This is a genomic window from Streptomyces sp. NPDC001315 (assembly GCF_042896175.1).
Classification (GTDB): Bacteria; Actinomycetota; Actinomycetes; order Streptomycetales; family Streptomycetaceae; genus Streptomyces.
In genome coordinates this window covers 168,608-194,484 of record NZ_JBIAWZ010000011.1, presented here as the reverse complement: position 1 = coordinate 194,484, position 25,877 = coordinate 168,608, and the positions used below count along the sequence as shown (strand labels likewise).

Genomic DNA, 25,877 nt, shown 5'->3' with positions numbered 1-25,877 from the left:
GTCATCGCGCGAAACCCCGCCAAGGCGGGCACCGGAACGTCGTCCTGCCGATGCCGATTGCCGCACGCTCTCCTTGCCGCACAGCGCGACGCCCTGCGGCACGGCAGGCCAAAGCACAAGATGCGGCCCGCACGCAAGTCAGCCGGGTGGGATTCCGTCGAGCGGCCAGTCCGGCGGTTCGCGGCTGCGAGAATGGCCACCATCAGCCATTCGGCGTACGGCGGCGGGCGCGCGGCGCGCTGCCGCGCGTATGCCTGCGACAAGTGGGAAGCCCTCAGCTCATGACTGCCCAGCCCAGCTCCGGCAAGGACACGCCCTCCGTCCACCAGCTGAAGGTCCAGCTGGAGGGGATGAAGCCGCCGGTGTGGCGACGCATTGTGGTGCCCTCGGACGTTTCGCTGGGCTCACTGCACGACGTGATCCAAGTGGCGTTCGGCTGGCAGGACATACACCTGCACGCCTTCGAGGATCCCTCGGGTGGGCGGTATGCCCCGCCGGACGACTTCGGCGTCCCTGCCCTTGACGAGGCGAAGGCTGCCCTCACGGACGTCCTGCCGCGCACCGGCGACCGCATGGACTACACCTACGACTTCGGCGACGACTGGTTGCACCGGATCACGGTGGAGGAGGTACGCCCCGCCGGGCAGGGCGAGGGGGAGTTCGCACTGTGCACGGGTGGGCGACGCGCCATGCCCGCCGCCGAGGACCTCGGTGGCGTATGGGGTCTGGCGGAGCTGCTGCAGCGGTACGAGGCGGGGGAGCGCCCGCGTTCCACGCTCATCCGGCACGGCGGTGAGGAGTCGGTGGAGTACGACGGGCTGCACGACGAAGTGCTGGCCGGCATGTACGAGGAGGACTTCGACCCGGCAGCCTTCGGCCCCGCCGAGGTCACCCGGGCACTCGCTGAGGTCCGGCTGAGGCGGGCGGCAGGCACGCGGCGGGCGAGGCGCAGCGAACGGAGCGCGCGGAGCGTACCTGCGGGGATGTACCTCTGCGGATGCGGCGACCTGCATCCGCTGCCCGGTGATGTCGGTGACAGGTCGGCTGAGGAGGAGTCGCTGTCCGACCTCTTCGACGCCGCGGACGTGCGGCTGCCGGCCGTGCGGCTGCCCGTCGAGTCGGAGTTGGCCCGCGCGGTGCGCGAGACGCCCGTCTTCATGGCAGCGGTGCGGCTGGGTCAGTGGTGCGGCGACGGTCGGGAGCTGACCCCAAAGGGGGTGCTGCGGCCGAAGCTCGCCCGGCAGGCTGTGGAGGAGGCCGAGCTGTGGCGCATCGACCCTGAGGAATGGGGCGATCCGAAGGAACGTGTCGCACGGTTGGCGAGAATCCGCAGCGCGGGCGACATGGAACTGGTGGACCTGCCCTGGGAATGGGCGCTGAACTGCGGCTTCGTCGAGGTGGAGGGCAATCGCGCGTACGTCGGCGACGAGGTGCCGGAGGAGGGCGACGACGCGGCGCTGTTGGCTGCCTGGCAGGGGGCTGTTGCGGGCGCAGCAATCGAGTTCTCCCTCACCTTTCCCGTGCTGGAGGGGCCACTGGGCGAGTTGACACCGCTGCGGGCGCTGATCGAGGAGGCGCCGCCAGTGGTGTTCTTGATGCTGCTTGCGGCGTACGGGCTGCCCGAAGAGGAGTGGCTGGACGTAGCGGATTACCTGACCGGCGGCTTGGAGGGGCTGCCTGGGGGGCCGGCCCGGCAGTTGGTGTCGGCGCTCCTCGCCGAGCAATATGACGACGTCGCCGGAACGCTGGAGCTGTTCGGCGCCGCCGAGTGCGAAGACGACCGGGCTTTGGCAGACGACGCCCTCGCTGTGCTTCTCGACGGCGGGGGGCGCGACCCGCTGCCGGTCGGCCGCTTCCGGCTCACCCCGCTGGGCCGCTCCGGCCTGCGCACGCTGCTGGCAGGAGCGGGCATCCCGGCGCCGGTAATCGGTTCGCTCGCCGGGGCGGACGCCCGCGAGCTGCTGGCCGCGCTCCCCTCGTATCCGAGCGAGGTGGATGCGGCGGCGGAGATGGCGGGCTGGCTGGCGGGACGCTCCGCGGCGGACGCGGCGGTGCAGGTGGTGGACGCCTGCGCCGGTACGGAGCCGGCCGACGCGTTGCGCCGACTCGAGGCCCCGCGGGTGCTGGCGGCCGTGCTGGAGGCGGACGAGGCCGGGCGGGCGAAGGCGGTGCTGCGTAAGGCGGCCGTCGCGCAGGTCACTGGTTGCTCGCACGCGGCGGCCTCGATGCTGCGCCGGATCGGCGAGCCCGCCGACGGGCAGGCCGCGTGGGGCTTGGAGTGGATGCTGGTGGACGGCGCGCTGCCGTTCGCCCGCCGCGGTGAACAGGCGCTCCGCGAGAGGCTGTTGGCAGGGCCGAGGCCGCGTCCCCTCGACCAGGTGGCCGAGCATGCGGACGACTTGTGGCGCGCCGGCCATCCGCACGCCGGTGAGGTGCTCGGTGCACTGGCCGACGCCGCCAAGCCCGTCGACAAGGCCCTGGCCAAGCGGCTACGGAAGGCCGCGTTCAAGGCGGGGAGCACCACATGAGCCTGCTCCTCGGCAAGATCGACGTCGGGGGTGTACCGCTCGCGGGCCCCGCTGCCGCCGTCCGGGCACGCGAGCACCTCACCATCGGTGGCAGGACCGCCGTCTCCACCCCGGCCGACCGGAACACCGTACGCACCGCGAGGAGCACCAAGTGAGCCTGCTCGTCAGAGAGATCGACGCCCAGACGTCGCCCCTTGCCGATCCCTCCGCCGTCGCCTGGGCACGCGAGCACCTCGCCGCCGGCGGCTGGGCCGCCGTGTTCACCCCGGCCGAGCCGGGACTGCCGGCCCGGCTCGGCCGTCTGGTGCTCTACCACCCCGACGCCGATGCCCGCCGCGCGGCCGCCCAGGCCGCAGCACCCGAGGCGGTGAAGCAAGTCCGCCTGTCAGTGGTCCTGCCGCACGGCGGCGGGGTACGGACTCGCACCCTCGAAGGGTGCGCGCTCTCCCCCGGCGACACGCTCGCGCTCCTGCTCGACCTGCCCTCCTGCGGCGTCCATCCGTCGCTCGCCGCATGGTCGGCCGTCGCCCACCGCGCCCTGGAGCTGCTCGGCGAGGGGCGCCTGTATCCGGCGCTGACCAGCGACACCTACACCACCTGGCGCTTCGGGCCGCCCGGCACGCGCGGCAAGCGGGACCTGGACGCGCTGGCCGCCGCTCTGCCCCCGTACGCCCACAACCTCCCCGCGCCCCGAACCGGCGACGGGACGCCGCGCATCGCCGAACCGGCCGTCCTGGTACGAGAGTTCTGCGATGCACTCGCCGACGCTCTGCCGCGAACCCCGGCCGCCGGCTGGGCCGTGCCCGGCAACCCGTACGCCGACCGCACCACCGCCCTGCACCCGCGCCTGGCCCAGTGGGCGGCCGAGGCCGCCGCCGAGCGGGCCGCGCAGGTCAGCGTGGAACTGAGGGTGGAACCTCCGGCCGGGCGGCGCCGCTCTTTCCAGGCCGTTCTGCAGTTGCGCACCGCTGCCGATGCGTCCCTGGTCCTGGACGCCGCGGACATGTGGGCCGACCCACACCGCGCGCAGCGCCTGCTCGGCCCGCGCGCCGAGGCCGAGGCACTGCTCGCGCTGCGCCGCGCTGCCCGCGCCTGGCAGCCGCTGACCCGCCTGCTGGCCGAGGCCGCCCCCAGCGCGCTCCGACTCGACGACGAAGAGGCCATGGAACTGCTGGGAGATGCCACCGACGCGCTACGCACGGCGGGTGTGCGCGTGCACTGGCCGCGCGAGCTGGTCAAGGCGCTTGAGTCGCGCGCGGAGATCGGGGCGGCCAGCGCTCCCGGCGCGAGTGTGGACACCCTGCTGGGCCGCGACGCCCTGCTCGACTTCTCCTGGCATGTCGCGCTCGGCGGCACGAAGCTCACCGACGCCGAACTCGATCTGCTCGCCGAGGCCCGCCGCCCGCTGGTCAAACTCCGCGACCAGTGGGTCGTCGCCGACCCGAAGTTGGTGGCCCGCCTCAAGCGGCAGCGCACCCGCGAACTCGCCCCGCTCGACGCTCTCCAGGCGGTGCTGACCGGAGAAGTGGAATGGGACGGCGAGCGCGTCGCGGTGGAGGCGGCCGGCGCGTTCGGCGAGCTGGTCGTCCGGTTGCGCGACCCCGAGGCCCGCGCCCCCGTCCAGGTTCCGGAGGGCCTGACCGCCACCCTGCGCGGCTACCAGCAGCGGGGCCTGGCCTGGCTGGCGGACATGACCCGTCTCACCCTCGGCGGGATCCTCGCCGACGACATGGGCCTCGGTAAGACGATCACCCTGCTCGCCCTCCACCTGCACCGCCAGGAACATCCCGACACCGCGGGGCCCACCCTCGTGGCCTGCCCGGCCTCGCTCCTGGGCAACTGGCAGCGCGAGGCCGCCCGCTTCACCCCCGGCGTCCCGGTGCGCCGCTACCACGGCGGCGAACGCACCCTCGACCACCTCGCCGGGCACGAACTCGTCCTGGTCACCTACGGGGTGCTGCGCCGCGACCGGGAGCGGCTCGCCGCGGTCAAGTGGTCGCTCGTCGCCGCCGACGAGGCGCAGCACGTCAAAAATCCCTACTCCACAACCGCCCGCGAGCTGCGTGCCCTGCCCGCCCGCGCCCGCGTCGCGCTCACCGGTACCCCGGTGGAGAACAACCTCTCCGAGCTGTGGGCACTGCTCGACTGGACCACCCCCGGCCTGCTCGGCCCGCTGCCGGCCTTCCGAGACCGCTTCGCGAAAGCCATCGAACGCGGCGCGCTCGGCACCGACCCAGACGAGGAAACCGCCGCAGCGGCCCAACAGGCCGCCGGGCAACTCACCCGCCTGACCCGCCCGTTCCTGCTGCGCCGCCGCAAGTCGGACCCCGGCATCGCCCCCGAACTCCCGGCCAAGACCGAGACCGACCACCCCATCACGCTCACCCGCGAGCAGGCCGCCCTGTACGAGGCGCAGGTCCGCGAGACCATGGTCCTCATCGAGAAGGCGGACGGCATCGCCCGCCGCGGCCTGGTACTCAAACTCCTCACCGCGCTCAAGCAGATCTGCAACCACCCCGCCCACTACTTGCGCGAGACCGGACCCCTGTCCGGCCGCTCCGGCAAGCTGGACCTCCTCGACGAACTGCTCGACACGGTGGTCGCCGAAGGCGAGAGCGCTCTGGTCTTCACCCAGTACAAGCAGATGGGCCGCCTGCTGGAGCGGCACTTCGCCGACCGCGGCGTCCGCGCTCGCTACCTGCACGGCGCCACCCCCGTCCCCCGGCGCGAGGAGATGGTCGCCGCCTTCCAGCAGGGCGACTTCCCCGTCTTCCTGCTCTCCTTGAAGGCTGCCGGCACCGGCCTCAACCTCACCCGCGCCACCCACGTGATCCACTACGACCGCTGGTGGAACCCGGCTGTCGAGGACCAGGCCACCGACCGCGCCTACCGCATCGGCCAAGACCACCCCGTCCAGGTGCACCGGCTCATCACCCAGGGCACCGTCGAGGACAAGGTGGCCCGCCTGCTCGGCGCCAAACGTGCCCTCGCGGACCAGGTCATCGCCTCCGGCGAGGCCTCCCTGACCGAACTCTCCGACGCCGAACTCACCGAACTCGTCGCACTCTCCAAGGAGTTCGAGGCATGACCCCCGCACGCAAGGCCCCCCGCACCGGCACCCGCGCCTTCGCCGCTACCTGGTGGGGCCAGGCCTGGGTGGACGCCCTGGAGGCCTCCACCCTCGACGCCGGCCGCCTTTCCCGCGGCCGCACCTACGCGCGCAAGGGCATGGTCGGCCCGGTCACCGCCGTCCCCGGCCTGCTGCGCGCCAAGGTCGAGGGCAGCACCCCCTGGCCCTACGACGCCGCCGTGCACCTACGCGTCCTCACCGACACCCAGTGGGACACCCTCCTCCACGCCATCGCCGCCCAGGCCGGCCGCACCGCGGCCCTGCTCGACGGCGAGATGCCCGCCGACCTCGTCGCCGACGCCCGCACCGCCGGCGTTCCTCTCCTGCCCGAGGCGAGCGAACTCGATCCCGAATGCTCCTGCCCGGACTGGGGCTACCCCTGCAAGCACGCCGCCGCCTTGTGCTACGCCACCGCCGCTCACCTCGACGACGATCCCTTCTGGCTCTTCACCCTCCGCGGCCGCACCAAGGACGCCGTCCTGAGCGAACTGCGCACCCACCGCCAAGCCCTCACCGGCACCGCGACGGAAAGCAGCGAGACACCCCGCGGCCGGGGCGTGTCGGCCCGCGACGCGTTCACCTCCTGGAACGGCACCTTCGCCCTGCCCGCCCCCGAGACCACCACAGGCACGCCCAGGGAATCAGAGGCGGCCCCCTCCCCACTCACCACCACTCCCCCACCCGGCGCCCCCTTCACCCTCGACGACCTCCAAGCCCTCACCCGCGACACCGCTCAGCGGGCCCGCGGCCTCGCCGCCGGGCACACCACCTCACTCACCAACGCCCCGCTCGAGGACGCCGTACGCCTCGCCGCGACCAATGTCAGTGAGGACTGGTTCCATCGGCTCGTCCTTGCCACAGGTGTGCCTCCGCTCGACTTCACCCGCCTGGTCCACGCCCTGCGCCACGGCGGACCGGCCGGCATCGCCACCGCACGCGCACCGCTCACTCCGGACCCCGCCGCCATGGCCGCCGCCCGCACCGCCCTCGCCGACCCCGACGCCACGCACGACACCGACGGCGCCCCGCGGCTGCGCGTGTGGCGCAACCGCCTCACCGCCGACGACGACGGCATCCAGATCCGCCTCGGTCCCGACAACCACTGGCACCCCTACATCCGAGAAGACCATGGCACCACTGCCGAATGGTGGCCTTGCGCCCCCGCCACAGCCGACCCCGTCGCCGCTTTCCTGGCCGCCCGCACCGCGAAACTATCTCGCCGACCTGATACGCGGTTATCTGAAGAAGATCGGCTCGCGGTGGCGGGCCCTGCCCGCGGGAAGGATCGCGGGGATCGTGCTGGCGGTCCGGCGCTGTGACCAGCGGCCCGGCGATCTGGCCGGTGGAAACGGGGTGCACCGCACCACCGTTACCCGGCGGGTGTGCGAGGTCGTCGGGCTCCTGGCCGCCCGCGCCCCACGTCTGGACCGTGCCTTGAAGAAGATCGTCCGAAAGGGCGGCGGGATCTTGCTGCCGGACGGCACGTTGATCCGCACCCGCAGACGCAGCGGAGACGAGAACCGGAAGAACTACTCCGGCAAGAGCAAATGCCATGGCCTGCTCGTGATCGCGCTCACCGACGACAGGGGCCGACTGCTCTGGGTCTCGGCCACCCGGCCCGGACGGACCTCGGAGATCACCGCCTGCCGACACGATCAGCTCACGCACAAGTTGCGGACGGCCGGGCTCGGGGCCGTCGCCGACCTGGGGTTCGTCGGACTCGACGACACAGATCCCGACGCCGACCCCGCGGTGATCACCGGCTACAAGGCCGCCCGGAACCGACCCCTGACGCGAGGCCAGAAGCTCTCCAACAAGGCACTGGCGGCCGTCCGGGCTCCGGTCGAGCACGGCTTCGCCCACCTCAAGAACTGGCGCGTGCTCGGCAAGGTCCGCACCGACCCGAAATGGGCGACCGCCCTGGTCAGGGCCCTGCTGGTCCTCACAAACCGCGAAGTCTCCCGGGGACCGGTGATCTTCGCCGTAGCCATCCGCCCACGACCAGCCCGAGCACCCCGAACCCCACGCACACCAGCCCCTTGACCTGCGGCTTCACGATGCACACTGCTCACTGCTAGCGCGTGATGCACTTGGGGTAGCTCGACCCCTCGACGCAGTTGCCGTAGGCGCTGCTGCTGACGTCGATCTCTTCCTCGTCCCCGCCCTTCGTGCGGACCGTCAGTTCGTACTCGGTGTGGCAGCTGCGGGTCTTCTTCGTGCCCTTCTTCTTCGTCTTGCACTCGTAGTCCGTGTCCTTGCTGACGACGGTGCCGGTGACGGTCTTCGACTTGCTGCTGCAACCGGCCAGTGGCGCGGTGAGTGCGGCGACGGTCAGCAGGACTGCGAGCGTGCGCTTCATGTGGTCTTCCCCCGGGACGTAGTGAGTTGGGCGGCGTTCTCCGGACGATGGTGCCCGATGCGCCGTCACGTCGGAACGGCGGGGCTGTATGCGAGTCCGGTCATTGTGACGGGAAAACGGGCAGCGGTCGGCTGCCGTGACCCGTTTCCCTTTCCATGCTGCCGAGGAGGCCCCACGTACTCCTCATCCAGGCGGCTCCCCGTGACCCGACGGGGAGGTCGTGCTCAGTCCGTTCCGGCCTGCGCTCAGTCGGTGAAGGCGTCCAGGCCCTCGGGGGTGCCCTAGCGTCGGGCCGTCGTAGCCCGACGTCCCGGTGCAGAAGTGGCTGGTGCAGCAGGAGCCGTTGCTGCCGCTGGTCACGTCGTTGAGGGCGGACGTGCCGACCGCGTTGTACGGGTACTGCGCCGGGCAGTCGCTGCTGCGGTTCAACACCCGCTCCGCGATAGCCAGTTCGTCCCGCTCGACCTGGACCTCCTGAAGCTGCTTGGTCAACTGCTCGGCGAGGGCGACCAGTTCGCTCCGGCGAGCGGTGATCCACTGCCGCTCCTGCATCCCCGCAGCCTCCCGTGGTCTCATGGCGTGCCGACCTGCTGACGGATCGTAGGCGGGAGTCGGTCGCGAGTGCAGCCGAACCCGGCATCCCGCCGGAACCGGACTCGCCCGATGATCTACACCATGGTCATCGGCCACCGATCAGCGCGAGTGCACGAGTCGTCACTCACACCAGACCCGTGACCTGCGAATTCACGATGCACACCAGTCAGTGGGCGAGCTGGCCGGTCATCGGTTCGGGCAGATGGGCGGTGGCGCGGGCAAGGTAGGCGTCGACGGCCTGGCCGCGGTCGTCGAGGGCGAAGTCACGCGTGGGACCGTGGGACCGGGGGCAGGGGTGAACGGTGGTCGCGGAAGAACTCGGTGATGTCGTGGGCCAGCAGGCCGGGTTCCTCGTGGGCGGCGAAGTGCCCGCCGCGAGGCATGTGCGTGTAGCGCGTGATGTTGTAGGTGCGCTCCGCCCAACTTCGTGGCGGCCGGCTCAGGTCCGCGGGGAACAGGGCGACAGCCGTGGGTACGTTCACCCGTTCCACTCGCCGGGTCAGGCCGTGGGCGTACTCGTAGTAGGGCCGGAACGAGGTGGAGATCGTGCCGGTGAACCAGTACAGGGATGCCTGGGTGAGGACGAAGTCGTCGCTGAACCGCGAGGACAGGTCTCCTCCGCTGTCGCTCCAGGCGCGGTACTTCTCCACGATCCAGGCCAGCAGACCGGCGGGCGAGTCGGCCAGGGCGGGGGCGAGGCTGAGAGGGCGGGTGTTCTGCTGGTGCTGGTAGCCGCCTTCCTGTGCCTGCCAGGACGCGCCGGAGGCCAGGTAGTCCTTTTCCTCCGTGGTGAGGCTGTCCGGGTCGTAGGCAGCCGGGGCGGCCACGGCGAGCACGTGGATGCCGACCAGCGCCTCAGGGTGGGCCTCGGCGAGCCTGGAGGTGATGCCGGCGCCCAGGTCTCCGCCGTGCGCCGCGTACCGCTCGAAGCCGAGTTCTTCGTGCATCAGGCAGTGCCACAGGTTGTGGGTCTGTTCGGCTCCGGTGAGCGTGGGCCGCTGCGGCGAGAAGGCGAAGCCGGGCAGGGAGGGGACGATCACGGTGAAGGCGTCCTCGGCTGCCCCGCCGAACCGGGACGGGGTGGCCAGACGTTCGGCGAGGGCGGCGAGTTCGAGGAAGGAGCTGGGCCAGCCGTGCGTCAGGACGATGGGCAGCGCGTCCGGGTGTTCGCCGTCGTAGCGGAGGTAGTGCACGGGCGTGCCGTCGAGGTCGGCGAAATGGGAGGGCAGGGCATTGACGGCGGTCTCATGGCGGCGCCAGTCGTAGCCGGAGGCCCAGTGGGCGACGAGGCGGCGGAGTTCCGCGGTGTCGGTACCGGCCTCCCAGCCTTTGACGGGCCAGGGCTCGGCCCAGCGGGTGGCCCGCAACCGGGCGCGGAGGTCGTGCAGTTCGGCGTCACTGACCGAGATCACGGGGGTGTCGGTCGGCATGGGTTCCTCCTTGGTGTGCTGAGTGTGCGGGCACGGCGTCAGCGGTGTCGGCCGCTTCGAGGCTTTCACCCTGGCCGAACTCGCCGACACCGTCTCGGCCGCCACCGGCAAGCCGATCGCCTACACCGACCTGCCGGCGCAGAAGCTCGCCGAGGCGCTGACCGGCGCGGGCCTGCCCGCCGACCTGGCGCACGTCCTCGCCGACGCCGACCTCGGCCTGGGCCGCGGCGAGCTGTTCACCGGCTCGGGCGACCTGAGCCGCCTGACCGGACGGCCCACCGCCCCCCTCGCCGACGCCGTCACCGACGCCCTGCGCTGACACGGGTTCCCGGCAGCCAACGCGACGACCGCACCCGCGCCGTGGTCGAAAAGTTCGGTCACGAGGGCGCCTTCAGGGCCGTGACGCGCGGTTTGTCGGGGGCAAGGGCGGCCAGGGCCTCAACGTGACGTGCCGCAGGGTGCGCCAACGGCGGGCGAGCACCAGGAGAGGCGGGCAGGGCGCAGGTGGGCATCCTGGCGCGGATTGTGAGTCAGTCGGGGGTCGCGCTGGCGCGGTCTGTGGGGGCTGGGGTGTGGGGAACGGCTTGGTAAGAGGACAACAGACTGAGTTTCTCGGCGTTTTCGGTGCCGGCGTCGGCGTGGTAGACGACGAGGAGCAGGCCGGCTGATCCGGAGACCGCGAGTTTCTCCCGGTTCAGGGTGAGCGCGCCGACTTGCGGATGGTCGAGTGTGATGGAGGTGCCTTCGCGGACGTGGACGTCATGGCGGGCCCAGAGCCGGCGGAAGCGGTCGCTGGCCAGCGAGAGCTCGCCCACGAGCTCGATGAAGCGCGGATCGTCGGTGTCCGTGCCGACCGACTGCCGGAACCCGGCGACCAGCCCGGCGGTGGCGTCCTCCCAGTCGGGGTAGAGGGAGTATTCGGCGGGATCGAGGAACACGTCGCGCAGGCGATTGTGGCCGGTGACCAGGCGGGGCGAGAGCGCCGCCGCCAGCGCGTTGGCTGCCAGGACGTCGAAGTAGCGGCCTTCCAGGAAGGCCGGCAGCGTCAGTGAGTCCAGGAGCTTGCGGATGCCGGAGGGCACGGCCTCCTTGCGGGGCCGACGGCGTGCGCGGCGGGGCCTTTCAGAGGCCAGGCTGAGCAGATAGGCGGTGCCGTCGTCGTCGAGCTGGAGCACACGGGCGAGCGATTCGAGCACCTGGACGGAGGGGTTGCGGTCGCGGCCCTGTTCGAGGCGCAGGTAGTAGTCGGCACTGATACCGGCGAGCATCGCGACTTCCTCGCGGCGCAGGCCGGGAACGCGGCGGACGCCGAGTTGAGGCAGACCGACACTGTCCGGCGTGACGAGCTCGCGGCGGGCGCGCAGGTACTCGCCGAGGGTGTTGGTGTCGCGGGTCATGAAGAAAAGCGTAGGCGGGTCCCCGGGCGCTTGCCTGGTCCTGTCACCCCCAGGATCACGGGGGCTCTGCCTCAATGCCGCGCCTCGCCGGACGATGGATGGCACACGAGCTGGTTCATCGAAGAGAGGAACAACCAGTCATGACCGTGACACTCATCACCGGGGCGAACAAGGGACTCGGTCGTGAGACCGCCCGCCGGCTGATCAAGGAGGGACACACCGTCTACGTCGGAGCGCGCAGCACGGAGCGCGGCAAGGCGGCCGCGGCCGAGCTCGGCGCGCGGTTCGTACAGCTCGACGTCACCGACGACGCCTCGGTGCGGACCGCCATGGGCGCGATCGAGGAGCGCGAGGGCCGCCTCGACGTCCTGGTCAACAACGCCGGCATCGCGAACAACATCGTCGGCGCCGACGGCGTCACCGCCGAGTCCGCGCACGCCGTATTCGAGACCAACGTCGTCGGCGTCGTCCGCGTCACCCAGGCCGCGATCCCGCTGCTGCGCAAGTCCGACAATCCGGTCGTGGTGAACGTCTCCAGCGCACTCGGCTCCTTCTGGGCAGTCACCAATCCCGAGCGCCACCAGTCGCACAACGCCTTCATCGTGTACGGCTCCAGCAAGGCGGCCGTCTCGATGCTCACCGTCCAGTACGCCAAGGCACTGCCCGAGATCAAGGTCAACGCCGTCGAGCCCGGCTTCACCGCCACCGACTTCACTGCCGATTTTCCCGGTGGGCGTCCGGTCGAGGAGAGCGCCGAGGTCATCGTGCGCATGGCGACCATCGGCAAGGACGGCCCCACCGGCACCTTCCACGAGGAAGACCACGAGCTCCCCTGGTAAAGCCGACATCACCGGCGCAAGGGGGGCGTCCTTGCGCACAGCACCCACCCACCTACCTCCCTGGCTCGGCCGCCTCGTCGAATACTGCCGCCGGATACCGGTGCGGCTGGCCCGGCTGCCCAGGTCACAGGGCCGCCGGGAAGGGGCCCGGGGTGGTCCTGAAAACCCCTGACCGCCGGGCTCAACAGGGCTTCAAGATCAGCCCCGGCCCTCTTTGACGCGTATCCGGGTCACAGACCCACCACGTCCGCCGTGGCGGGATACTCATCCCAGGTCCGGCCGTCGATCAGGCGGCCGTCGAGAAGTTCGCACGCTGACGTCACTGGAAGCCGTGCGGAAGCCCCGAGCCCGATCCGGGGCCCGGCCGCCGCTGCTCCCTGGACACCCGCGGGGATGTCTCGGCAACGGGTGAAACGAGCCGTTGCCGACAGCATGGTCCCGTTCGCCTATCGCCGGGTTCTCAAGGAGCTCGCCCGGGCTAAGGCGCAGTCGTGACGCGCGGCCGGCTGGCAGTCAGCTTGGGGGCGGCGCGATGCCGCCCGGAGCGCGAGCCCCCACGGCTCCGGGCCCTTCGGCACGAGCGAGAAGGATCCGGAGCCGGAGGAGGGTCCGGAGCCGGAGGAGGAACCGGGGCAGGCCGTCACGGCCGTTGCCTCCCAGCCCGGGATCAGTCGGGCTGAGGGTACAGCGGGCACCGTACAGGCCTCAGCGGTGGTGGGCGGGACGAGGCGGGCGGGTTCGTCGAGCTCGGCGACGCACCGCACCCGCGGGCCCGGGAAGGCCGTTGGAGGAGATACGCCCGAAGGGCGTCCGCCATGGCTCACCTCGGCGATGGCCCACCCGCTACGCACGGACGCCGAGGACGTTCAAGGGTTAGCACTCAAGTCTCGCCAACGGGCCGATCAGGTTCTGGAGGTTGACGGGCACCAGACCCGGCAACTGGTTCGCGGTCGACGACGCAGAAGTGAGTGTCGCGACCGAATCGCACTCTTGTGGTGCGGCGTGTGCCGGGAGTGCGGTTCCCGTCCCGGCGAACAGAAAGGCTGTCGTGAGCGCGACCACAATTCTCTGCAATGGGCGCATATCTGACTCTCCCCAGTTGGGCACGTGTTTACGTGGCGGATGTCCGGCGGCGAGACCCCTGGATGACGAGACGAGTGGCGTTCAGCCCAGGGGGTCCTGAATGGGCCTGTCCGCAATCAAGGCCCGGTGAACGTCTGGACAGCCACGTACCCACGTACGGATGCACCCGCCAGCGCATACCTTCCCCCAAGCACCCCTGCGCGTGCCCGGTGCGGCGTCGTCACACACCAACAACCGTCGCGATGAGGCGGGTGAGGGGGTGCGCAGTACGTTGCCGACGGTGAAGGGCCCGTGCCGGGGGGAAGAGAACCCCGCCAGGTCCGGCCCTACGGGTACGACCTCGCCGTCATGGGTGACCATCGGCAGGGCATTGACGGGCGCCGCAGCTCGCGCCTGCGCTGTCCCGGCCAGTTCGGCCCGGATGTAGCTGTAGGCCTGGTCGAACTCCCGGACCCGCATCGTGGGGTCGGCCTCCCAGCAGGCGGCCCCTGTCTGTGGTCACGTGTCCGCGGCGGTCCACGCGTGCCGCGTTGGCCTTCCCAGCGCCGTCGAGACTGACACCGACTCGCATACCGCGGGTGGCGAACAGCTCGCACCACCGCTCGTCGATCAGGGTGGCGTTGGTCTGCACCGCGTGGGTGACCAGATGGTCCTCGCCCTGCCCGAAGCGGTCCATCAGAAAGCGCAGGTACGCTACCCCGGCAGCCAACGGCTCGCCGCCGTGCCACAGCACCGCCACCGGATGCTCCCTGCTCCACTCCCCCACTCCCGCCGCGACCGCATCGGCGACCTCCGCCGTCATACGGCGGGCCACCGCCCGCTCCGGCAGGTAGCAGTAGGTGTCGTCCAGGTTGCACAACGTCGTGGGCTGGGCCAGCACCACCGGTGCCGTCCGAGCCAGCCGCGCCGGGCCTCCATCACGCCCAGGCGGCCGCGCTGGCCCCGCGGTCTGCACGGACCGCCGCACCTCATCTTGACGGACTGTCATGAAGCCTGATGTTCCCGACAGGCGCTACAACTTGCTTCAACGGCTCAATAACCACTCGGAAGCGTGCGAACGGCTTCGTTGCGTGGCTCTGGATCAATACTTTGAACAGAACGCTGGCGCAACCGTGTTCGATGTTCACGAGAAGCACAGCACCCGTCTGACCCGATGTCCGAGCCTCCCTGCGTCAGTTGCCTGCTTGCCGGGCCCGGGTGGTCAGCCCCGGCGTGATAAGGGCGAGCCAACGGGCGCGGGCCGTGCGTGGCTGGTCGGTGGGCGCGGTGGAGAACAGCAGGTAGATGTCGCTGACGGTGACGTCGGGGTGGATGTCGCCGTCGGCCTGGCCGACTCGGATGAGGGCGGCGACAGCGGCACCGGCGCGGTCCTCATCGCCGCGGTCGCCCGGCTCCGCGCCCAGGGTCTGGGCGGCGGCCTTGACCGCGCGGTCGGTCGCAGACGCCTCGATGACGCGGCCGAGGAACGCGGTCAGCTCGTCCACAGCATGGGCTCCGGCCTGGACGCGGCCGAGCGCGGTCTCGGCGTCGTCGGCGACGCGGGCGACGTATGCGGCGACGACCGCCGCGACCAGGTCCGTCTTGGTGGGGAAGTGTCGGTACAGGGTTCCCACGGCCACGCCTGCCGCGGCGGCGATCTCGTCCATGCCTACCTCGGGGCCGTGCGCGGTGATCTGCTCTCCGGCGGCGGCGAGGATCTTTTTGCGGTTGCGGACCGCGTCGGCGCGCGGCGCCCTGGCTGGGGTCACGGGAGGTGCCTGCCTTTCCACTTGCATCAATGTGAACCAAGGTTCAGTATAGATGGTGAACCACAGTTCATCTTATTCGTGAGGACTCCGCCATGCCTTCCAAGACCGCCCTCGTCACCGGTGCCTCCTCCGGCATCGGCGAGGCCACCGCCCTCAAGCTCCACGAGCTCGGTTACACCGTCTACGGGGCCGCCCGCCGCACCGACCGGCTGCAGAAGCTGGCCGACCGCGGCATCCGGCCGCTGGCGATGGACGTCACCGACGACGACTCCATGCGCGCCGGCATCGAGAAGATCACCGCTGACACCAGCCGCATCGACGTGCTGGTCAACAACGCCGGATACGGCTCCTACGGCGCCCTCGAAGACGTCCCCCTTGACGAGGCCCGCTACCAGTTCGAGGTCAACGTCTTCGGCGCGATCCGCCTGACCCAGCTCGTCCTGCCCCACATGCGCGCCCAGCGATCCGGCACCGTCGTCAACGTCACCTCGCTGGGCGGCAAGATCTACACCCCGCTCGGTGGCTGGTACCACGGCACCAAGTTCGCCCTGGAAGCCCTCAGTGACTGCCTGCGGCTGGAGGCCAAGCCCTTCGGCATCGACGTCGTCGTGATCGAACCCGGCGGCATCGCCACCGAATGGGGCGGCATTGCCGCCGACAAGCTGGAGAAGTCCTCCGCCGACGGCGCCTATGCCCCGCAGGCCGCCGCCGTGGCCTCCTCCCTGCGTTCCGAGGCCAACACCAAGCGCAACTCCCCGCCCAGCGTCATCGCCGACGCCATCGGCAAAGCCGTCACCGCACGCCGCTCCAAGACCCGCCACGCCACCGGCTTCGGCGCCCGCCCTCTCATCGCCCTGCGCCGCATCCTGCCCGACCGTGCCTTCGACACCGTCATCTCCCGCGCCGTCGGCATGCCCCGCTGAGCTGTCCGGGAGGCGCTCGCGACGCGCAGGGCGCTGTCGAATCCTGTGAACTGTTCGATTCACAGTGACCGCCCAGGCGCCTCCCGAACTCCCCCACCAACGCTGGCGCAACTCGTGAGCAAAGCCAGTAGGTGTGTTGCGTGATCGCTGGAGACGTCGCAATGCGCGGGCGGGGGTCGCCTGTCGCCCTCTCGCGCATGCGCTGCGGTGCACATCGAGCAACGCTGCTTCGTCTCCGCTCGCAACACCTTTATCGAGCGCTTGTTCGAGTGTCTCCAGGAGGGCCTGAGGCCCGTCTTGACGCCCAAGGCGGGCGTCCGTGATGCGCACACACTCACCCAGCAACTCTTCTACCGAGCCGACAGGAGTGTCTCGGGCCCGGAAACCCGCGCCCACCGCGCCCGGCACGCGTTCGACGCCCCAGTAACACGGTGAGCAGGGCTCCATGGGCTCGCAGGCGCAGGACGTTGCTGATCAGAAGCCTGGAACGGGACCGGTCGGCGTGACCGCGTCCCCGTCGGCCAGCGGGGTTGCGCACCGGCCAACCGGCATCCCGCGAAGCCGAGCGGAACTGATCGTTCTCAAAGTCACGGCCATCACCTTGGCCCGCGCCGGCCCGAAATCGCGGCCCTGATCACGCTGTCCCACCCGCCGTCGACGCCTGCCAGAGACTGTCCACGCACGCGACAGCGGGGCCGGCCGGAGTCCGGCGGGCGCCGGGTGAGAAGACGATCACTCTCCGGGAAGGAAGCGCCGAACGGACGGAAGGGCGCTCAGACACCGAAGACTGACGGGCCGACCCCGCCACAGATCATGTTGATGCATTCCATTCGTTGTTGCAAGCTATTCGCAATAGTGGCATAGGCTGTCCCCGGACGATCACTCACCCGGAAAGGGGACGTGCCTGATGGGCACCTACGCGCTTCCCGACCTGCCCTACGACTACGCCGCGCTGGAGCCGGCCATCACCGGGCAGATCCTGGAACTGCACCACGCCAAACACCACGCCGCCTACGTCAAGGGCGCCAACGACACCCTCGAACAGATCGCCGAGGTCCGCGACAAGGACCAGATCACGCCCACCTCACTGGTCGGGCTGGAGAAGACCTTCGCCTTCAACCTCTCCGGCCACGTCCTGCACTCGATCTTCTGGCAGAACCTCTCCCCTGACGGCGGCGACCGCCCCGACGGAGCCCTCGCCGACGCCATCGACGAACACCTCGGCGGCTTCGAGCAATTCAAAAAGCAGCTCACCGTCGCGACCGCGTCCGTCCAGGGCTCCGGCTGGGGCGTGCTCGCCTGGGAACCCCTCGGCAAGCGCCTGATCGTGGAGCAGGTCTACGACCACCACGGCAACGTCGGCCAGGGCAGCACCCCGCTCCTGGTATTCGACGCCTGGGAACACGCCTACTACCTGCAGTACAAGAACGTCCGCCCCGACTACGTCACCAAGCTGTGGGACCTGGTCAACTGGGAAGACGTCGCCACCCGATTCGCTGCGGCAGCCAACATCTGACGAGCACCACCACCGACCCAACAGCGGGCCGGGAGACCTCAGCGCTCCCGGCTGTTGGAGCCATCTCCGTGCAGTGGGACACCCCGGCCACCGACGTGGCCTATGTGGGGACCGGCGAACGGCCGCCGATCGGCCCGGGGGCGCAGGCCGGGACCGTACAAGGCGTCGGTGTCCGGGTCGCGACCGGACCCGCCGCGGCGGTCGCGGCGCTCGCGGCCACCGGAGCGGCCGCTGCCGACCCCTGGCAGCTGGAGACGATCGAGGACGCGGGCGCGGCCGTCCGGTCCCTGGCACTCGACCCCACAACACCCGGCATCGTCTGGGCCGCCACCAGCCGCGGGCTCTTCCGTCGGCGCGCGGACGGCGGACGGTGGGATGCGCGCGACACCGGGCTCGGCGACGGGGCGCTCTGCGACGTGGTGGCGTCCGGAGGCTCTACGCGGCCACACCGGACGGCCGACTCGCACGGACCACCGACGGAACCAACTGGCTGCAGATCACCCCGGTCGGCGGCCAGGCGGAGGGTGGCCAGGCCGCCCTCTATAACGGCGCCATCATCCGCGTCGGCGGTGGGCTCACCTTCGTCTCGCCCACGCCGCGCGGTGCACCCGGGTGGCGTACGAAGCGACCGGTGGTCAGTGCTTGCGTTCCAGGACCGGCCGTGGACGGCGGCCGGGGCGAGAGGGGCTGGAAGCCGGGGTCGAGGCGAGGTGTCCGCGGCGCCGCCGTACTCGGGGAGGGCCACGCCGGACTCTTTCTTCAGGGCGGGGAAAGAGAACTTACGTCGCCCTTCGTCTCGAGCCTGCGGGTCTGCCGGAACCCATCTGATGGTCAGTATCGACCTCGGTGAAGTGCGTTTCTTCTGACATCTACTGCGCGACCCGAACCGCGAGGATTCGGCTTCAGGAGCTGAGCAGGCTGGGGTTCTCACGAACGTATTCGGCGACCCCGATAGGAGGCCGCCCGGTGACCCGCTCGACGCCGTCCGCCCTGCGGTCGTATCGGTTCTCCGCGTGAAGACGAGCCATGGTGGAGATGTGCTGGAAGACGTGGTCCGGCAGCCCCAGCGATCTGAGGTCGTCGTCGATCCATTCCTGCAGGCCGACGTTGGTGTAACTGACGGGTTGGCCCAGAGCTGTGGAAACCTCAGCCGCCATGGCGGAGATGTCCTCGGAGCGGGGGCCGGTCAGTTCATAGATGCGGCCGGTGTGCGGGGCCGGATCGGCCAGGATCTCCGCCACGACCGCGGCGACATCCCCGGCCGCTACAGGGGACGTTTTCGCCTGGCCGAAGGGCAACCTGATGCTTCCGTCCTTCGCGATCGAGGAGAAGCCGACACGGAACAGCGGGTTCTCCAGGAACACGGTGGGCCGGACCTGGACGACGGGCATGCCTGACCAGTCGAGGACCTGCTCCACCAGCCAGTGCTGCCGCTGCTGCACAGACTCGGAGTCGCTGGTGAGGTCCATCTCGGAGACGGTCAGCTGCGACATGTTCACGAACGCTTCCAAGCGCCCGTACGCGCGCGCGACGGCCGCCACCGTCATGGCAGCCTCCAGATACTGCGCCGACACGCCCATGCCGAAGTACATCCGTCCACAACCGGACAGGGCGTCAGCCACATCGCCCGCGCGCGTGAGGTCTCCGACGACGACCTCGGCACCCGTCGCGCGCAGCGCCTCCGCCCGTTCGTCGTCGCGACGCACCATGGCCCGCACGGGCAGGTCCCGTTGCCGGAGAATTTCGACCACGGTTCGTCCGACGGCGCCGACGCTACCCGCCGCGCCCGTCACCAGCAGGGGGAGCACGCTGCCCTTCGGGGTGCGGTCCATAGGAGCAGCCTGCGGTGCGCGTCGTCGGCGCGCAACCGGAGGCCGACGCGCCCTCGGCGCTCCGGAAACGGCCCGCACGGAGGCGGAGCATGCGGCCGGCCGCACCAGATGCGTGCCGCCCGGCAGCGGAGCGAACGCGGGCGACCAGCGTGCCCAACACCGTTCGGAGCACGCGGCTGAGCAACAGCGGTCCTGGATGCAGGACTCGCTCCCGCTGAGTCCCTAGGAACGGTGGGACGTGCACGGCGCCCGGGCGTGGCCGGGCGGTGGGTCGGGGCCGGCCCGGTGGGTGTGGACCGGATTACCCCTTCAGGCCTCCGGCCAGGAGATCCGCGCGCCAGAAACGCTGCAGGCTCAGGACCAGGGCGATCAGAGGAAGGACCGAGACGGCCGAGCCCATGATGATCAGGGGATACAGGTCGGTGTCCCCCGCCCCCTTGGACAGGAACGTGTACAGGCCCAGCGTGATGGGGTATTTGTCCTGGTCGGAGAGCATGACGAACGGCAGTAGGAAGTTGTTCCAGATGCCGACGAACTGCAGCAGGAAGACCGTCACGAGACCGTGGGTCATCATGGGCAGCGCGATGGAGGCGAAGATCCGCCCCTCGCCGGCGCCGTCCAGACGAGCAGCTTCCAACGTGCTGTCGGGCACCGCGGAGGCGGCATAGACCCGGCACAGGAAGATGCCGAACGGGTTGATGACGACGGGCAACAGTACGGACCAGTACGTTCCGGCGAGTCCGAGCCGCGCCATGAGCAGGTATTGCGGGACGGCGAGCACGATGCCGGGGACGAGCACGCCGGCGAGGATGGCGGAAAAGAGGACCTCCCGGCCGCGGAAGCGGAATTTCGCCAGGGCGTATCCGCACATGGCGGAGACCAGGGTGGATGCCACCGCGCCGAGGCCCGCGTACAACAGGGAGTTGGCCGCCCACCGCCAGAACTGTCCCCCGGCGTAGGTACTCAGGTCGGTGAAGTTGCGCAGCAGGCCGGTACCGGGCGTGAAGGAGAAGCTCGTGAACAGTTCGCGGGGGGTCTTGGAGGCGGCGACGACGACCCACACGACGGGGGTGAGGCAGTACAGCGCGCCGAGGAGAAGGGCGATCGTCGGCAGCAGGGGCCGCGCCGGGCGATCCTGCTGGGACAACGGGCGGGTGACCGGGGCGAGGGCGCGTTCCCGGGTGGGGGCGCTCATGCGTTGTCTCCGAAGGTACGGCGCTGAAGGACCCGCAGCAGGAGCAGCGAGAGGGCGAGGATGCCCACGGCCAGGACGACGGAGGCGGCGGCGGCACCACCGAGATCGTCGTTCGTGAAGGCCTCTTGGTAGATCTTCATCAGAGGTACCCAGGTGTAGGAGATGGACGTGGTCACCGGCCGCAGCGTGGCCGGTTCGCTGTACAGCTGCAAGGTCCCGATGACGGAGAACAGGCCGGTCAGCACCAGGGCCGGAGCGACGAGAGGGATCTTGATACGGAGGGCGATCTGCAGTTCGCTCGCGCCGTCGATGCGGGCCGCCTCGTAGACCGACGGTGAGATGGACCGCAGCGCGGTGTAGATGATCACCATGTTGAAGCCGACGCCGGACCACAGAGCGATGTTGGCGAGGGCGAAGTACAGCGTCGGATAACCGAAGAAGTCCAGCGGACCCGCGTGGAGTTTGCCGGCTACGTAGTTCACCGGGCTGGTGCTGGGCAGGTACAGAAAGCCCCACAGGAGGCTGGCGATGACGCCGGGCACGGCGTAGGGCAGGAAGATGGCGGTCCGGGCGAAGCTGCGGGCACGGACGCGGGGAGTGTCCAGAAGCAGCGCGAACAGCAGCGCCAGAGCGAGAACACTGGGGACGGCGACGATGCCGTACAGGAGGGTCCGGCCGAGCCCGGCGAGATATTCGTGATCGGTGAAGACGGCCTGGTAGTTGTCGAACCCGACGAAGGTCTCGACCCGTCGGCCGAACGCACCGCCGCCCTGGATACGGAACCCGCGGAAGCTGAGGTAGACCGCGTAGCCGATCGGGATGATCAGGAACATGGAGAAGAACAGGACGGCAGGAGCTGCGAACAGCCATGGTGTGGCCTGCGTCCGGATCTGCCTGCGGCGTCTCGGCGGTGAGGTGGTGACGGGTGCAGGAGGCGAGGCGGCGGTGCGTGACATAGTGCGTCCTGGAGTTCTCGGTTGGCCGGGTTACGCGAGCGACCGGGACCCGGTCCTCGTTACTGGGTGACGGTGTAGCCCGACTTCTTCAGATCGCCGACCACCGTTTTCTGGGTCGCTCGGTACACGTCGCGGAACGAGGTCTTGTTGGATGCGGCCTTGTTCAGGGCGTCGGTGAACCCGCTCTGTGCGAGGTTGACGTCAGGGCCCCACACGACGGGGATGGTGGTGTTCTTGATGACCTGGTCGGCGACCTTGTAGAAGTCCTTCTGCTGCGGCATGAGCTTGGGCGGCTCATGGGTGAGGGTCACGGCGCGGCCGGCGTTGCCGCTGGGGTAGATGTCCAGGCCGAGCAGCAGCTTGGAGCCTTCGTCGGAGGCGCCCAGCCAGGTCGCGAAGTCCGCCGCCTCCTTGGCGTGCTTCGACTTCGCCGGCACCAGGTAGGTGGAGCCGCCCAGGAAGGACACGGCAGGGTCTCCTGCCTTCCACTGCGGCAGCGGCGCCGAAGCCCACTTGCCCGCCGTGTCGGGGGCGACGGAGTAGAGGACGCTGGGAGCCCATGCCGCCGCAGCCCAGCTGAGGATCTTCCCGTCGTTGACCTGTGCGTTCCACTCCGGTGTCAACAGCGGCTCGACCTTGACCAGGTCCCGTTCGACCAGGTCCTGCCAGTAGTCGGCCGTCTTCAGCGACGGCTCGCTGTCGATGCCGACGGTCCAGCTCTTGCCGTCATTGCTCCACCACTGGGCGCCGGCCTGGGCGGCCTGGGCCGCGAAGAACTCGAACTGACTGGTGGAGAAGCTGGCGATGTAGGCCTGCGGGTCCTTCTTGTGGATCTGTTCGGCTGCGTCGGCGTACTCGGCCCAGGTGGTGGGGACCTTGACGCCGTACTTGGCGAAGAGGTCCTTGCGGTAGGTGAACATCATGGGCCCGATGTCCTGCGGAACGCCGTAGACCTGCTTGTTGAGGGTCGTCAGGTCCCAGATGTTCGGCTCGATCTTGTTCTTGACGCTCGCGACGTCCTGGGTGATCTCCTTCACCGCCCCGGCCACCACCAGGGACGGCAGGGCCCGGTACTCGAGCTGCACGACGTCAGGGGTGTCGTCGGCCTTGTCGGCGGCGAGCAGCTTGGAGGCGGTCTCCTGGGTGCCGCCGACCTCCGACAGCTTGATCGTGACGTCGGGGTGCTCCTGGTGGTACTTGTCCACGATCGCCTTCGCCGCCGGATCCCCGCCCTTGAGGGTGTAGGTCCAGAACTGGAGCGTGACCGGTCCGCCGTCGGAGGCCGAGTCGTCGCCGGACGAGCAGCCGGCCAGGGAGGCAGCCGCGAGAACGCCTGCCAGTGCGGCGGCGGCCAGCTTCCCGGGGGCTGGGCGCCGCCGCGGACGGTCAGACCGGACGGAGGGCGGGGGTGATGCGGTCATTTCACGTCTCCTTCGACGTGTGGTGCCTGCCTGTGTTCTTCGTCCGGATCCTGATGTTAACGTTAACAACCTGTCAAGGCCTGTGCCGCGACCAATCCCTCTCCACCCCCACACCTGCCTCGGAGTGCGCCCTCGTGCCGACGTTCGCCAACCCCGTTCTTGCCGGCAGCCATCCGGACCCGTCGATCTGCCGGGTCGGAGAGGACTTCTACCTGGTCACGTCATCGTTCGCGTACTACCCCGGGATCCCGGTCTTCCACAGCCGGGACCTGGTGCGCTGGAGCCCTCTGGGTCACGTGGTGCACCGGTCCTCCCAACTGTCGCTGACCGGCCTGGACGTCTCGGACGGCATCTGGGCTCCCACCATCCGTCATCACGAGGGCACCTTCTACGTGGTCTCGACCCTGGCGAAAGGCCGCCAGGGCAGCGTCACGTTCCTCTGCACCGCCTCCGATGCGGCCGGCCCCTGGTCCGACCCGATCGTGCTGGACGCGGATGGCATCGACCCCTCGCTGTTCTTCGACGACGACGGCCGCTGCTGGTTCACCGCCTGCCGCGACGCCGCCCAGCCGGACGTGACCGGCCCCGGTGAGCTGTGGATGCGCGAACTCGACCTCGACACCCTGGCCCTGGTCGGCCCGACCCATGTCCTGTGGCACGGCGCGATGCGCGGTGCCTGGGTGGAAGCGCCGCACCTGTACAAACGCGACGGTCTGTACTATCTGGTCGCCGCAGAGGGGGGCACCGAACACCATCACGCCGTGACCGCGGCCCGTTCCGACACCGTCACCGGCCCCTATGCCACGGATCCCAGGAGCCCCCTGCTCACTCACCGCCACCGCGGCGCGGCAGAGCCCGTGCACAACGTCGGCCATGTCGACCTCGTCGACACGCCCGCCGGGGAAACGTGGGCCGTGGCCCTGGCTGTGCGGCCGACCGGCGGCACGCACACGCTCGGCCGCGAGGTGTTCCTCGTACCGGTCGAATGGACCCCCAGAGGTCCCGTCTTCGCACCGGAAACCGGACGGGTGCGACTGTCGGAACGGCTGCCCGCCGGAGCCCCCGCGACAGCCGCGGGCCCACACCAGGACGGCCGAGTGCGGGACCACTTCGACGGCACCGCACTCGGCCCGGAATGGAACAGCCTGCGCGGACCGGTCGACGATCTCGTTTCGCTCCGTCCCGGGGAAGGCGGCCTGACCATCCGCCTGTCCCCCGAGCCCCTCAGCTCAACGGGTACCCCCGCGTTCATCGCCCGCCGCCAGCAGCATCTGCGCCTGCGCGCCAGTGCCCGGATCCGCTTCACCGCCGGCGCACCGACCCAGGAAGCGGGGCTGGCCGTCTTCCAGAACCACGACCAGCACGCCACTCTGGCCCTGACCGTCGACGCCTCAGGAATTCCTCACGTCGTGCTCACCGCCCGCGAGGCAGGCACCGATACCCGCCTCGCGGCGGTCACCGTGACGGCCGACGAGGTCGTCCTCGCGGTGGACAGCGACGAGTCCGGTTACACCTTCCGCGTCGAAGACCGCACCTGGACAACCCTCGGCAGCATCGAGCGGCCCTTCTTCAGCACGGAACGAGCCGGGGGGTTCGTCGGCGTCCACATAGGTCTGTACGGCACGGGCAACACCGTAGCCGCAAAGGCTGAAGCACACATACGCTGGTTTGACTACGCGCCGGTTTCAACCTCCCCCGGACAGGCCGAAACCGGCGGCACGGACGGGAAGATGCAGCTGACGGCACTAGCTAGGATCCCTCAGTAAATGATCATCCCTGCCGGGTAATGGTGCGGTGATACGTCGCCATGAACTGACCCGTCTGCGGTGGGAGTTCGTTCGGCGGCAATAGAGCCTGGTCAGGAACCCACGCGCGGAGCAGCGGTGCTGCGCCGCACGACGAGCTCCGGCGTGATCTTCTGTCGCACCGCCTGCTCTCCGCGCAGCATCCGCAGGAGCAGTTCGACGGCGCTCTTGCCGAGGTGGACGAAATCCTGTCGAACCGTGGTCAGGGCGGGCACGAGGTATCCGGCCCCCTTGATGTCGTCGAACCCTACGAGTGACACGTCCTGCGGAACCCGGACGCCCCGTTCCGCGAACGCGGCCAGCACTCCCATGGCCATCTGGTCGTTCCCCGCGAAGACTGCGGTCGGCAGACCGGCGTCGCCCAGGCAGAGCTCGTGGGCGAGGCGAAACCCGCTCTCCGCGGTGAAGTCCCCTTCCAGCATGGCTCCCTCCGCTCCCGCGGCCGCGATCTCGGCCTGCCAACCTTCGACGCGCGCCTGCGCGTCGAAGGTGCGCAGGGCACCCGTCAGATGGGCGATGCGCCGATGTCCGAGATCGAGAAGGTGCCGAACCGCCAGACGGGCGCCCAGTTCCTGATCGACCTCGACGAAGCTCAGATCGGGGTTGGGTACGCTGCCGGACATCACCACCGCCACAGGCACCCCGAAAACGAGGCCGGACAGCGCCTCCACCACGACAGGGCGGTCGGCCACGACCGCAATCGCCTCCACCGACTGATCGGTGAGCCGTTGCAACGTCTCCACCAGGTCACCGGTGGTGCTCTCACCCTGCCAGCTCGCCAGGCTCACCCAGTAACCGGCTTGCTTGGCAGCCGTCTCCGCTCCGAGAATGATGCGGGGCAACTCAAACAGCTCCGACCCGACGATCACCACTCCGATCGTCGACGAACGGCGGCTCTTGAGGGCCCTGGCCACGCTGTTGCGGCGGTAGCCCAGCTTCTGGATCGCGGCCTCGACTCGGGTCCGGGTCTCCGGCCGCACCGACGGATGGCCGTTGATGACCCGGGAGACCGTGATGTGCGAGACGCCGGCCTCACGTGCAACGTCCATCATTCCTGGTGGCCGGTTCATGTCGCTCGTCCTCTACCTCAACCCCAGCACGCAGCCCTGCGCTCACCGCCG

The 25,877-nt window shown here is 69.9% G+C and carries 20 protein-coding genes and 1 pseudogene; 10 read left to right on the top strand and 11 right to left on the bottom strand.

Annotation, left to right across the window (positions count from 1 at the left end; genetic code table 11):
• The first annotated feature begins 281 nt into the window (after positions 1-281).
• From ACFY16_RS27700 to ACFY16_RS27680, 5 genes and pseudogenes are all read left to right on the top strand, one after another.
• Positions 282-2,528: a plasmid pRiA4b ORF-3 family protein gene (locus tag ACFY16_RS27700; RefSeq protein ID WP_390649898.1), complete on the top strand. Its 2,247-nt coding sequence runs from the start codon at positions 282-284 to the stop codon at positions 2,526-2,528.
• Entirely contained in the window at positions 2,525-2,683 is a 159-nt protein-coding gene (locus ACFY16_RS27695; RefSeq protein ID WP_390649897.1) for a hypothetical protein, read from the top strand. Before ACFY16_RS27700 ends, ACFY16_RS27695 begins: the two co-directional genes overlap by 4 nt.
• Positions 2,680-5,616 carry a DEAD/DEAH box helicase gene (locus ACFY16_RS27690; protein WP_390649896.1) on the top strand — a complete coding sequence of 979 codons (2,937 nt, stop codon included), beginning with the start codon at positions 2,680-2,682 and terminating at the stop codon, positions 5,614-5,616. The genes ACFY16_RS27695 and ACFY16_RS27690 overlap by 4 nt, the downstream gene beginning before the upstream one ends.
• Entirely contained in the window at positions 5,613-6,977 is a 1,365-nt protein-coding gene (locus ACFY16_RS27685; RefSeq protein WP_390649895.1) for an SWIM zinc finger family protein, read from the top strand. Before ACFY16_RS27690 ends, ACFY16_RS27685 begins: the two co-directional genes overlap by 4 nt.
• Positions 6,859-7,623: pseudogene (locus ACFY16_RS27680) on the top strand (transposase family protein); the annotation flags it as partial. The gene ACFY16_RS27685 and the pseudogene ACFY16_RS27680, both read left to right, overlap by 119 nt.
• Before the next feature lie 109 nt (positions 7,624-7,732).
• Here the strand turns inward: ACFY16_RS27680 and ACFY16_RS27675 are convergent.
• The 3 genes from ACFY16_RS27675 to ACFY16_RS27665 all read right to left on the bottom strand — a co-directional run bounded on the left by ACFY16_RS27675 (position 7,733) and on the right by ACFY16_RS27665 (position 10,041).
• The gene (locus tag ACFY16_RS27675; RefSeq protein ID WP_390649894.1) at positions 7,733-8,017 is read right to left on the bottom strand and encodes a hypothetical protein; all 285 of its coding nucleotides are present in this window, start codon (positions 8,015-8,017) and stop codon (positions 7,733-7,735) included.
• Between the two features lie 183 nt (positions 8,018-8,200).
• Positions 8,201-8,569 (bottom strand): hypothetical protein, encoded by a 369-nt coding sequence (locus ACFY16_RS27670; RefSeq protein WP_390649893.1) that lies wholly within the window; start codon positions 8,567-8,569, stop codon positions 8,201-8,203.
• A gap of 305 nt (positions 8,570-8,874) precedes the next feature.
• Positions 8,875-10,041 carry an epoxide hydrolase family protein gene (locus ACFY16_RS27665; RefSeq protein WP_390649892.1) on the bottom strand — a complete coding sequence of 389 codons (1,167 nt, stop codon included), beginning with the start codon at positions 10,039-10,041 and terminating at the stop codon, positions 8,875-8,877.
• 22 nt (positions 10,042-10,063) lie between these two features.
• On the opposite strand from ACFY16_RS27665, the gene ACFY16_RS27660 reads away from it, so the two are divergent.
• Positions 10,064-10,360, top strand: coding sequence for a hypothetical protein (locus ACFY16_RS27660; protein WP_390649891.1), 297 nt, complete (start codon positions 10,064-10,066; stop codon positions 10,358-10,360).
• Positions 10,361-10,571: 211 nt separating this feature from the next.
• Here the strand turns inward: ACFY16_RS27660 and ACFY16_RS27655 are convergent, their stop codons facing one another.
• The gene (locus tag ACFY16_RS27655) at positions 10,572-11,438 is read right to left on the bottom strand and encodes a helix-turn-helix domain-containing protein (RefSeq protein WP_390649890.1); all 867 of its coding nucleotides are present in this window, start codon (positions 11,436-11,438) and stop codon (positions 10,572-10,574) included.
• A 140-nt stretch (positions 11,439-11,578) separates the two neighbouring features.
• On the opposite strand from ACFY16_RS27655, the gene ACFY16_RS27650 reads away from it, so the two are divergent.
• Entirely contained in the window at positions 11,579-12,277 is a 699-nt protein-coding gene (locus tag ACFY16_RS27650; protein ID WP_390649889.1) for an SDR family NAD(P)-dependent oxidoreductase, read from the top strand.
• A gap of 1,429 nt (positions 12,278-13,706) precedes the next feature.
• Here the strand turns inward: ACFY16_RS27650 and ACFY16_RS27645 are convergent.
• Together ACFY16_RS27645 and ACFY16_RS27640 are read right to left on the bottom strand one after the other, a co-directional pair.
• On the bottom strand, positions 13,707-14,243 hold the full coding sequence (locus tag ACFY16_RS27645; protein ID WP_390649888.1) for a radical SAM protein: 537 nt from the start codon (positions 14,241-14,243) through the stop codon (positions 13,707-13,709).
• 289 nt (positions 14,244-14,532) lie between these two features.
• Positions 14,533-15,108: a TetR/AcrR family transcriptional regulator gene (locus ACFY16_RS27640; protein ID WP_390649887.1), complete on the bottom strand. Its 576-nt coding sequence runs from the start codon at positions 15,106-15,108 to the stop codon at positions 14,533-14,535.
• Between the two features lie 92 nt (positions 15,109-15,200).
• On the opposite strand from ACFY16_RS27640, the gene ACFY16_RS27635 reads away from it, so the two are divergent.
• Together ACFY16_RS27635 and ACFY16_RS27630 are read left to right on the top strand one after the other, a co-directional pair.
• Positions 15,201-16,031 carry an oxidoreductase gene (locus tag ACFY16_RS27635; RefSeq protein ID WP_390649886.1) on the top strand — a complete coding sequence of 277 codons (831 nt, stop codon included), beginning with the start codon at positions 15,201-15,203 and terminating at the stop codon, positions 16,029-16,031.
• 907 nt (positions 16,032-16,938) lie between these two features.
• Complete coding sequence (locus ACFY16_RS27630) at positions 16,939-17,547, top strand: superoxide dismutase (protein ID WP_390649885.1); 609 nt, start codon at positions 16,939-16,941, stop codon at positions 17,545-17,547.
• A 902-nt stretch (positions 17,548-18,449) separates the two neighbouring features.
• On the opposite strand, the gene ACFY16_RS27625 is transcribed toward ACFY16_RS27630, so the two are convergent.
• The 4 genes from ACFY16_RS27625 to ACFY16_RS27610 form a co-directional block, all read right to left on the bottom strand.
• Entirely contained in the window at positions 18,450-19,379 is a 930-nt protein-coding gene (locus ACFY16_RS27625; protein WP_390649884.1) for an NAD(P)H-binding protein, read from the bottom strand.
• Positions 19,380-19,680: 301 nt separating this feature from the next.
• Complete coding sequence (locus ACFY16_RS27620; RefSeq protein WP_390649883.1) at positions 19,681-20,574, bottom strand: carbohydrate ABC transporter permease; 894 nt, start codon at positions 20,572-20,574, stop codon at positions 19,681-19,683.
• Entirely contained in the window at positions 20,571-21,530 is a 960-nt protein-coding gene (locus ACFY16_RS27615; protein ID WP_390649882.1) for a carbohydrate ABC transporter permease, read from the bottom strand. The genes ACFY16_RS27620 and ACFY16_RS27615 overlap by 4 nt, the downstream gene beginning before the upstream one ends.
• A gap of 59 nt (positions 21,531-21,589) precedes the next feature.
• Positions 21,590-22,951, bottom strand: a complete 1,362-nt coding sequence (locus ACFY16_RS27610; RefSeq protein ID WP_390649881.1) for an ABC transporter substrate-binding protein — start codon at positions 22,949-22,951, stop codon at positions 21,590-21,592.
• On the opposite strand from ACFY16_RS27610, the gene ACFY16_RS27605 reads away from it, so the two are divergent.
• The gene (locus ACFY16_RS27605; protein ID WP_390649880.1) at positions 22,942-24,717 is read left to right on the top strand and encodes a glycoside hydrolase family 43 protein; all 1,776 of its coding nucleotides are present in this window, start codon (positions 22,942-22,944) and stop codon (positions 24,715-24,717) included. The two genes, ACFY16_RS27610 and ACFY16_RS27605, sit on opposite strands and share 10 nt — an antisense overlap.
• Positions 24,718-24,809: 92 nt before the next feature.
• Here the strand turns inward: ACFY16_RS27605 and ACFY16_RS27600 are convergent, their stop codons facing one another.
• On the bottom strand, positions 24,810-25,805 hold the full coding sequence (locus ACFY16_RS27600) for a LacI family DNA-binding transcriptional regulator (protein ID WP_390649936.1): 996 nt from the start codon (positions 25,803-25,805) through the stop codon (positions 24,810-24,812).
• Positions 25,806-25,877 lie beyond the last annotated feature (72 nt).

Excerpts from the sequence above, each read along its gene's own strand:
- ACFY16_RS27700 (WP_390649898.1), top strand. The coding sequence starts at position 282 with ATGACTGCCCAGCCCAGCTCCGGCAAGGACACGCCCTCCGTCCACCAG.
- ACFY16_RS27695 (WP_390649897.1), top strand. The coding sequence starts at position 2,525 with ATGAGCCTGCTCCTCGGCAAGATCGACGTCGGGGGTGTACCGCTCGCG.
- ACFY16_RS27685 (WP_390649895.1), top strand. The coding sequence starts at position 5,613 with ATGACCCCCGCACGCAAGGCCCCCCGCACCGGCACCCGCGCCTTCGCC.
- ACFY16_RS27675 (WP_390649894.1), bottom strand. The coding sequence starts at position 8,017 with ATGAAGCGCACGCTCGCAGTCCTGCTGACCGTCGCCGCACTCACCGCG.
- ACFY16_RS27670 (WP_390649893.1), bottom strand. The coding sequence starts at position 8,569 with ATGCAGGAGCGGCAGTGGATCACCGCTCGCCGGAGCGAACTGGTCGCC.
- ACFY16_RS27665 (WP_390649892.1), bottom strand. The coding sequence starts at position 10,041 with ATGCCGACCGACACCCCCGTGATCTCGGTCAGTGACGCCGAACTGCAC.
- ACFY16_RS27655 (WP_390649890.1), bottom strand. The coding sequence starts at position 11,438 with ATGACCCGCGACACCAACACCCTCGGCGAGTACCTGCGCGCCCGCCGC.
- ACFY16_RS27650 (WP_390649889.1), top strand. The coding sequence starts at position 11,579 with ATGACCGTGACACTCATCACCGGGGCGAACAAGGGACTCGGTCGTGAG.
- ACFY16_RS27635 (WP_390649886.1), top strand. The coding sequence starts at position 15,201 with ATGCCTTCCAAGACCGCCCTCGTCACCGGTGCCTCCTCCGGCATCGGC.
- ACFY16_RS27630 (WP_390649885.1), top strand. The coding sequence starts at position 16,939 with ATGGGCACCTACGCGCTTCCCGACCTGCCCTACGACTACGCCGCGCTG.
- ACFY16_RS27625 (WP_390649884.1), bottom strand. The coding sequence starts at position 19,379 with ATGGACCGCACCCCGAAGGGCAGCGTGCTCCCCCTGCTGGTGACGGGC.
- ACFY16_RS27620 (WP_390649883.1), bottom strand. The coding sequence starts at position 20,574 with ATGAGCGCCCCCACCCGGGAACGCGCCCTCGCCCCGGTCACCCGCCCG.
- ACFY16_RS27615 (WP_390649882.1), bottom strand. The coding sequence starts at position 21,530 with ATGTCACGCACCGCCGCCTCGCCTCCTGCACCCGTCACCACCTCACCG.
- ACFY16_RS27605 (WP_390649880.1), top strand. The coding sequence starts at position 22,942 with ATGCGGTCATTTCACGTCTCCTTCGACGTGTGGTGCCTGCCTGTGTTC.
- ACFY16_RS27610 (WP_390649881.1), bottom strand. The coding sequence starts at position 22,951 with ATGACCGCATCACCCCCGCCCTCCGTCCGGTCTGACCGTCCGCGGCGG.
- ACFY16_RS27600 (WP_390649936.1), bottom strand. The coding sequence starts at position 25,805 with ATGGACGTTGCACGTGAGGCCGGCGTCTCGCACATCACGGTCTCCCGG.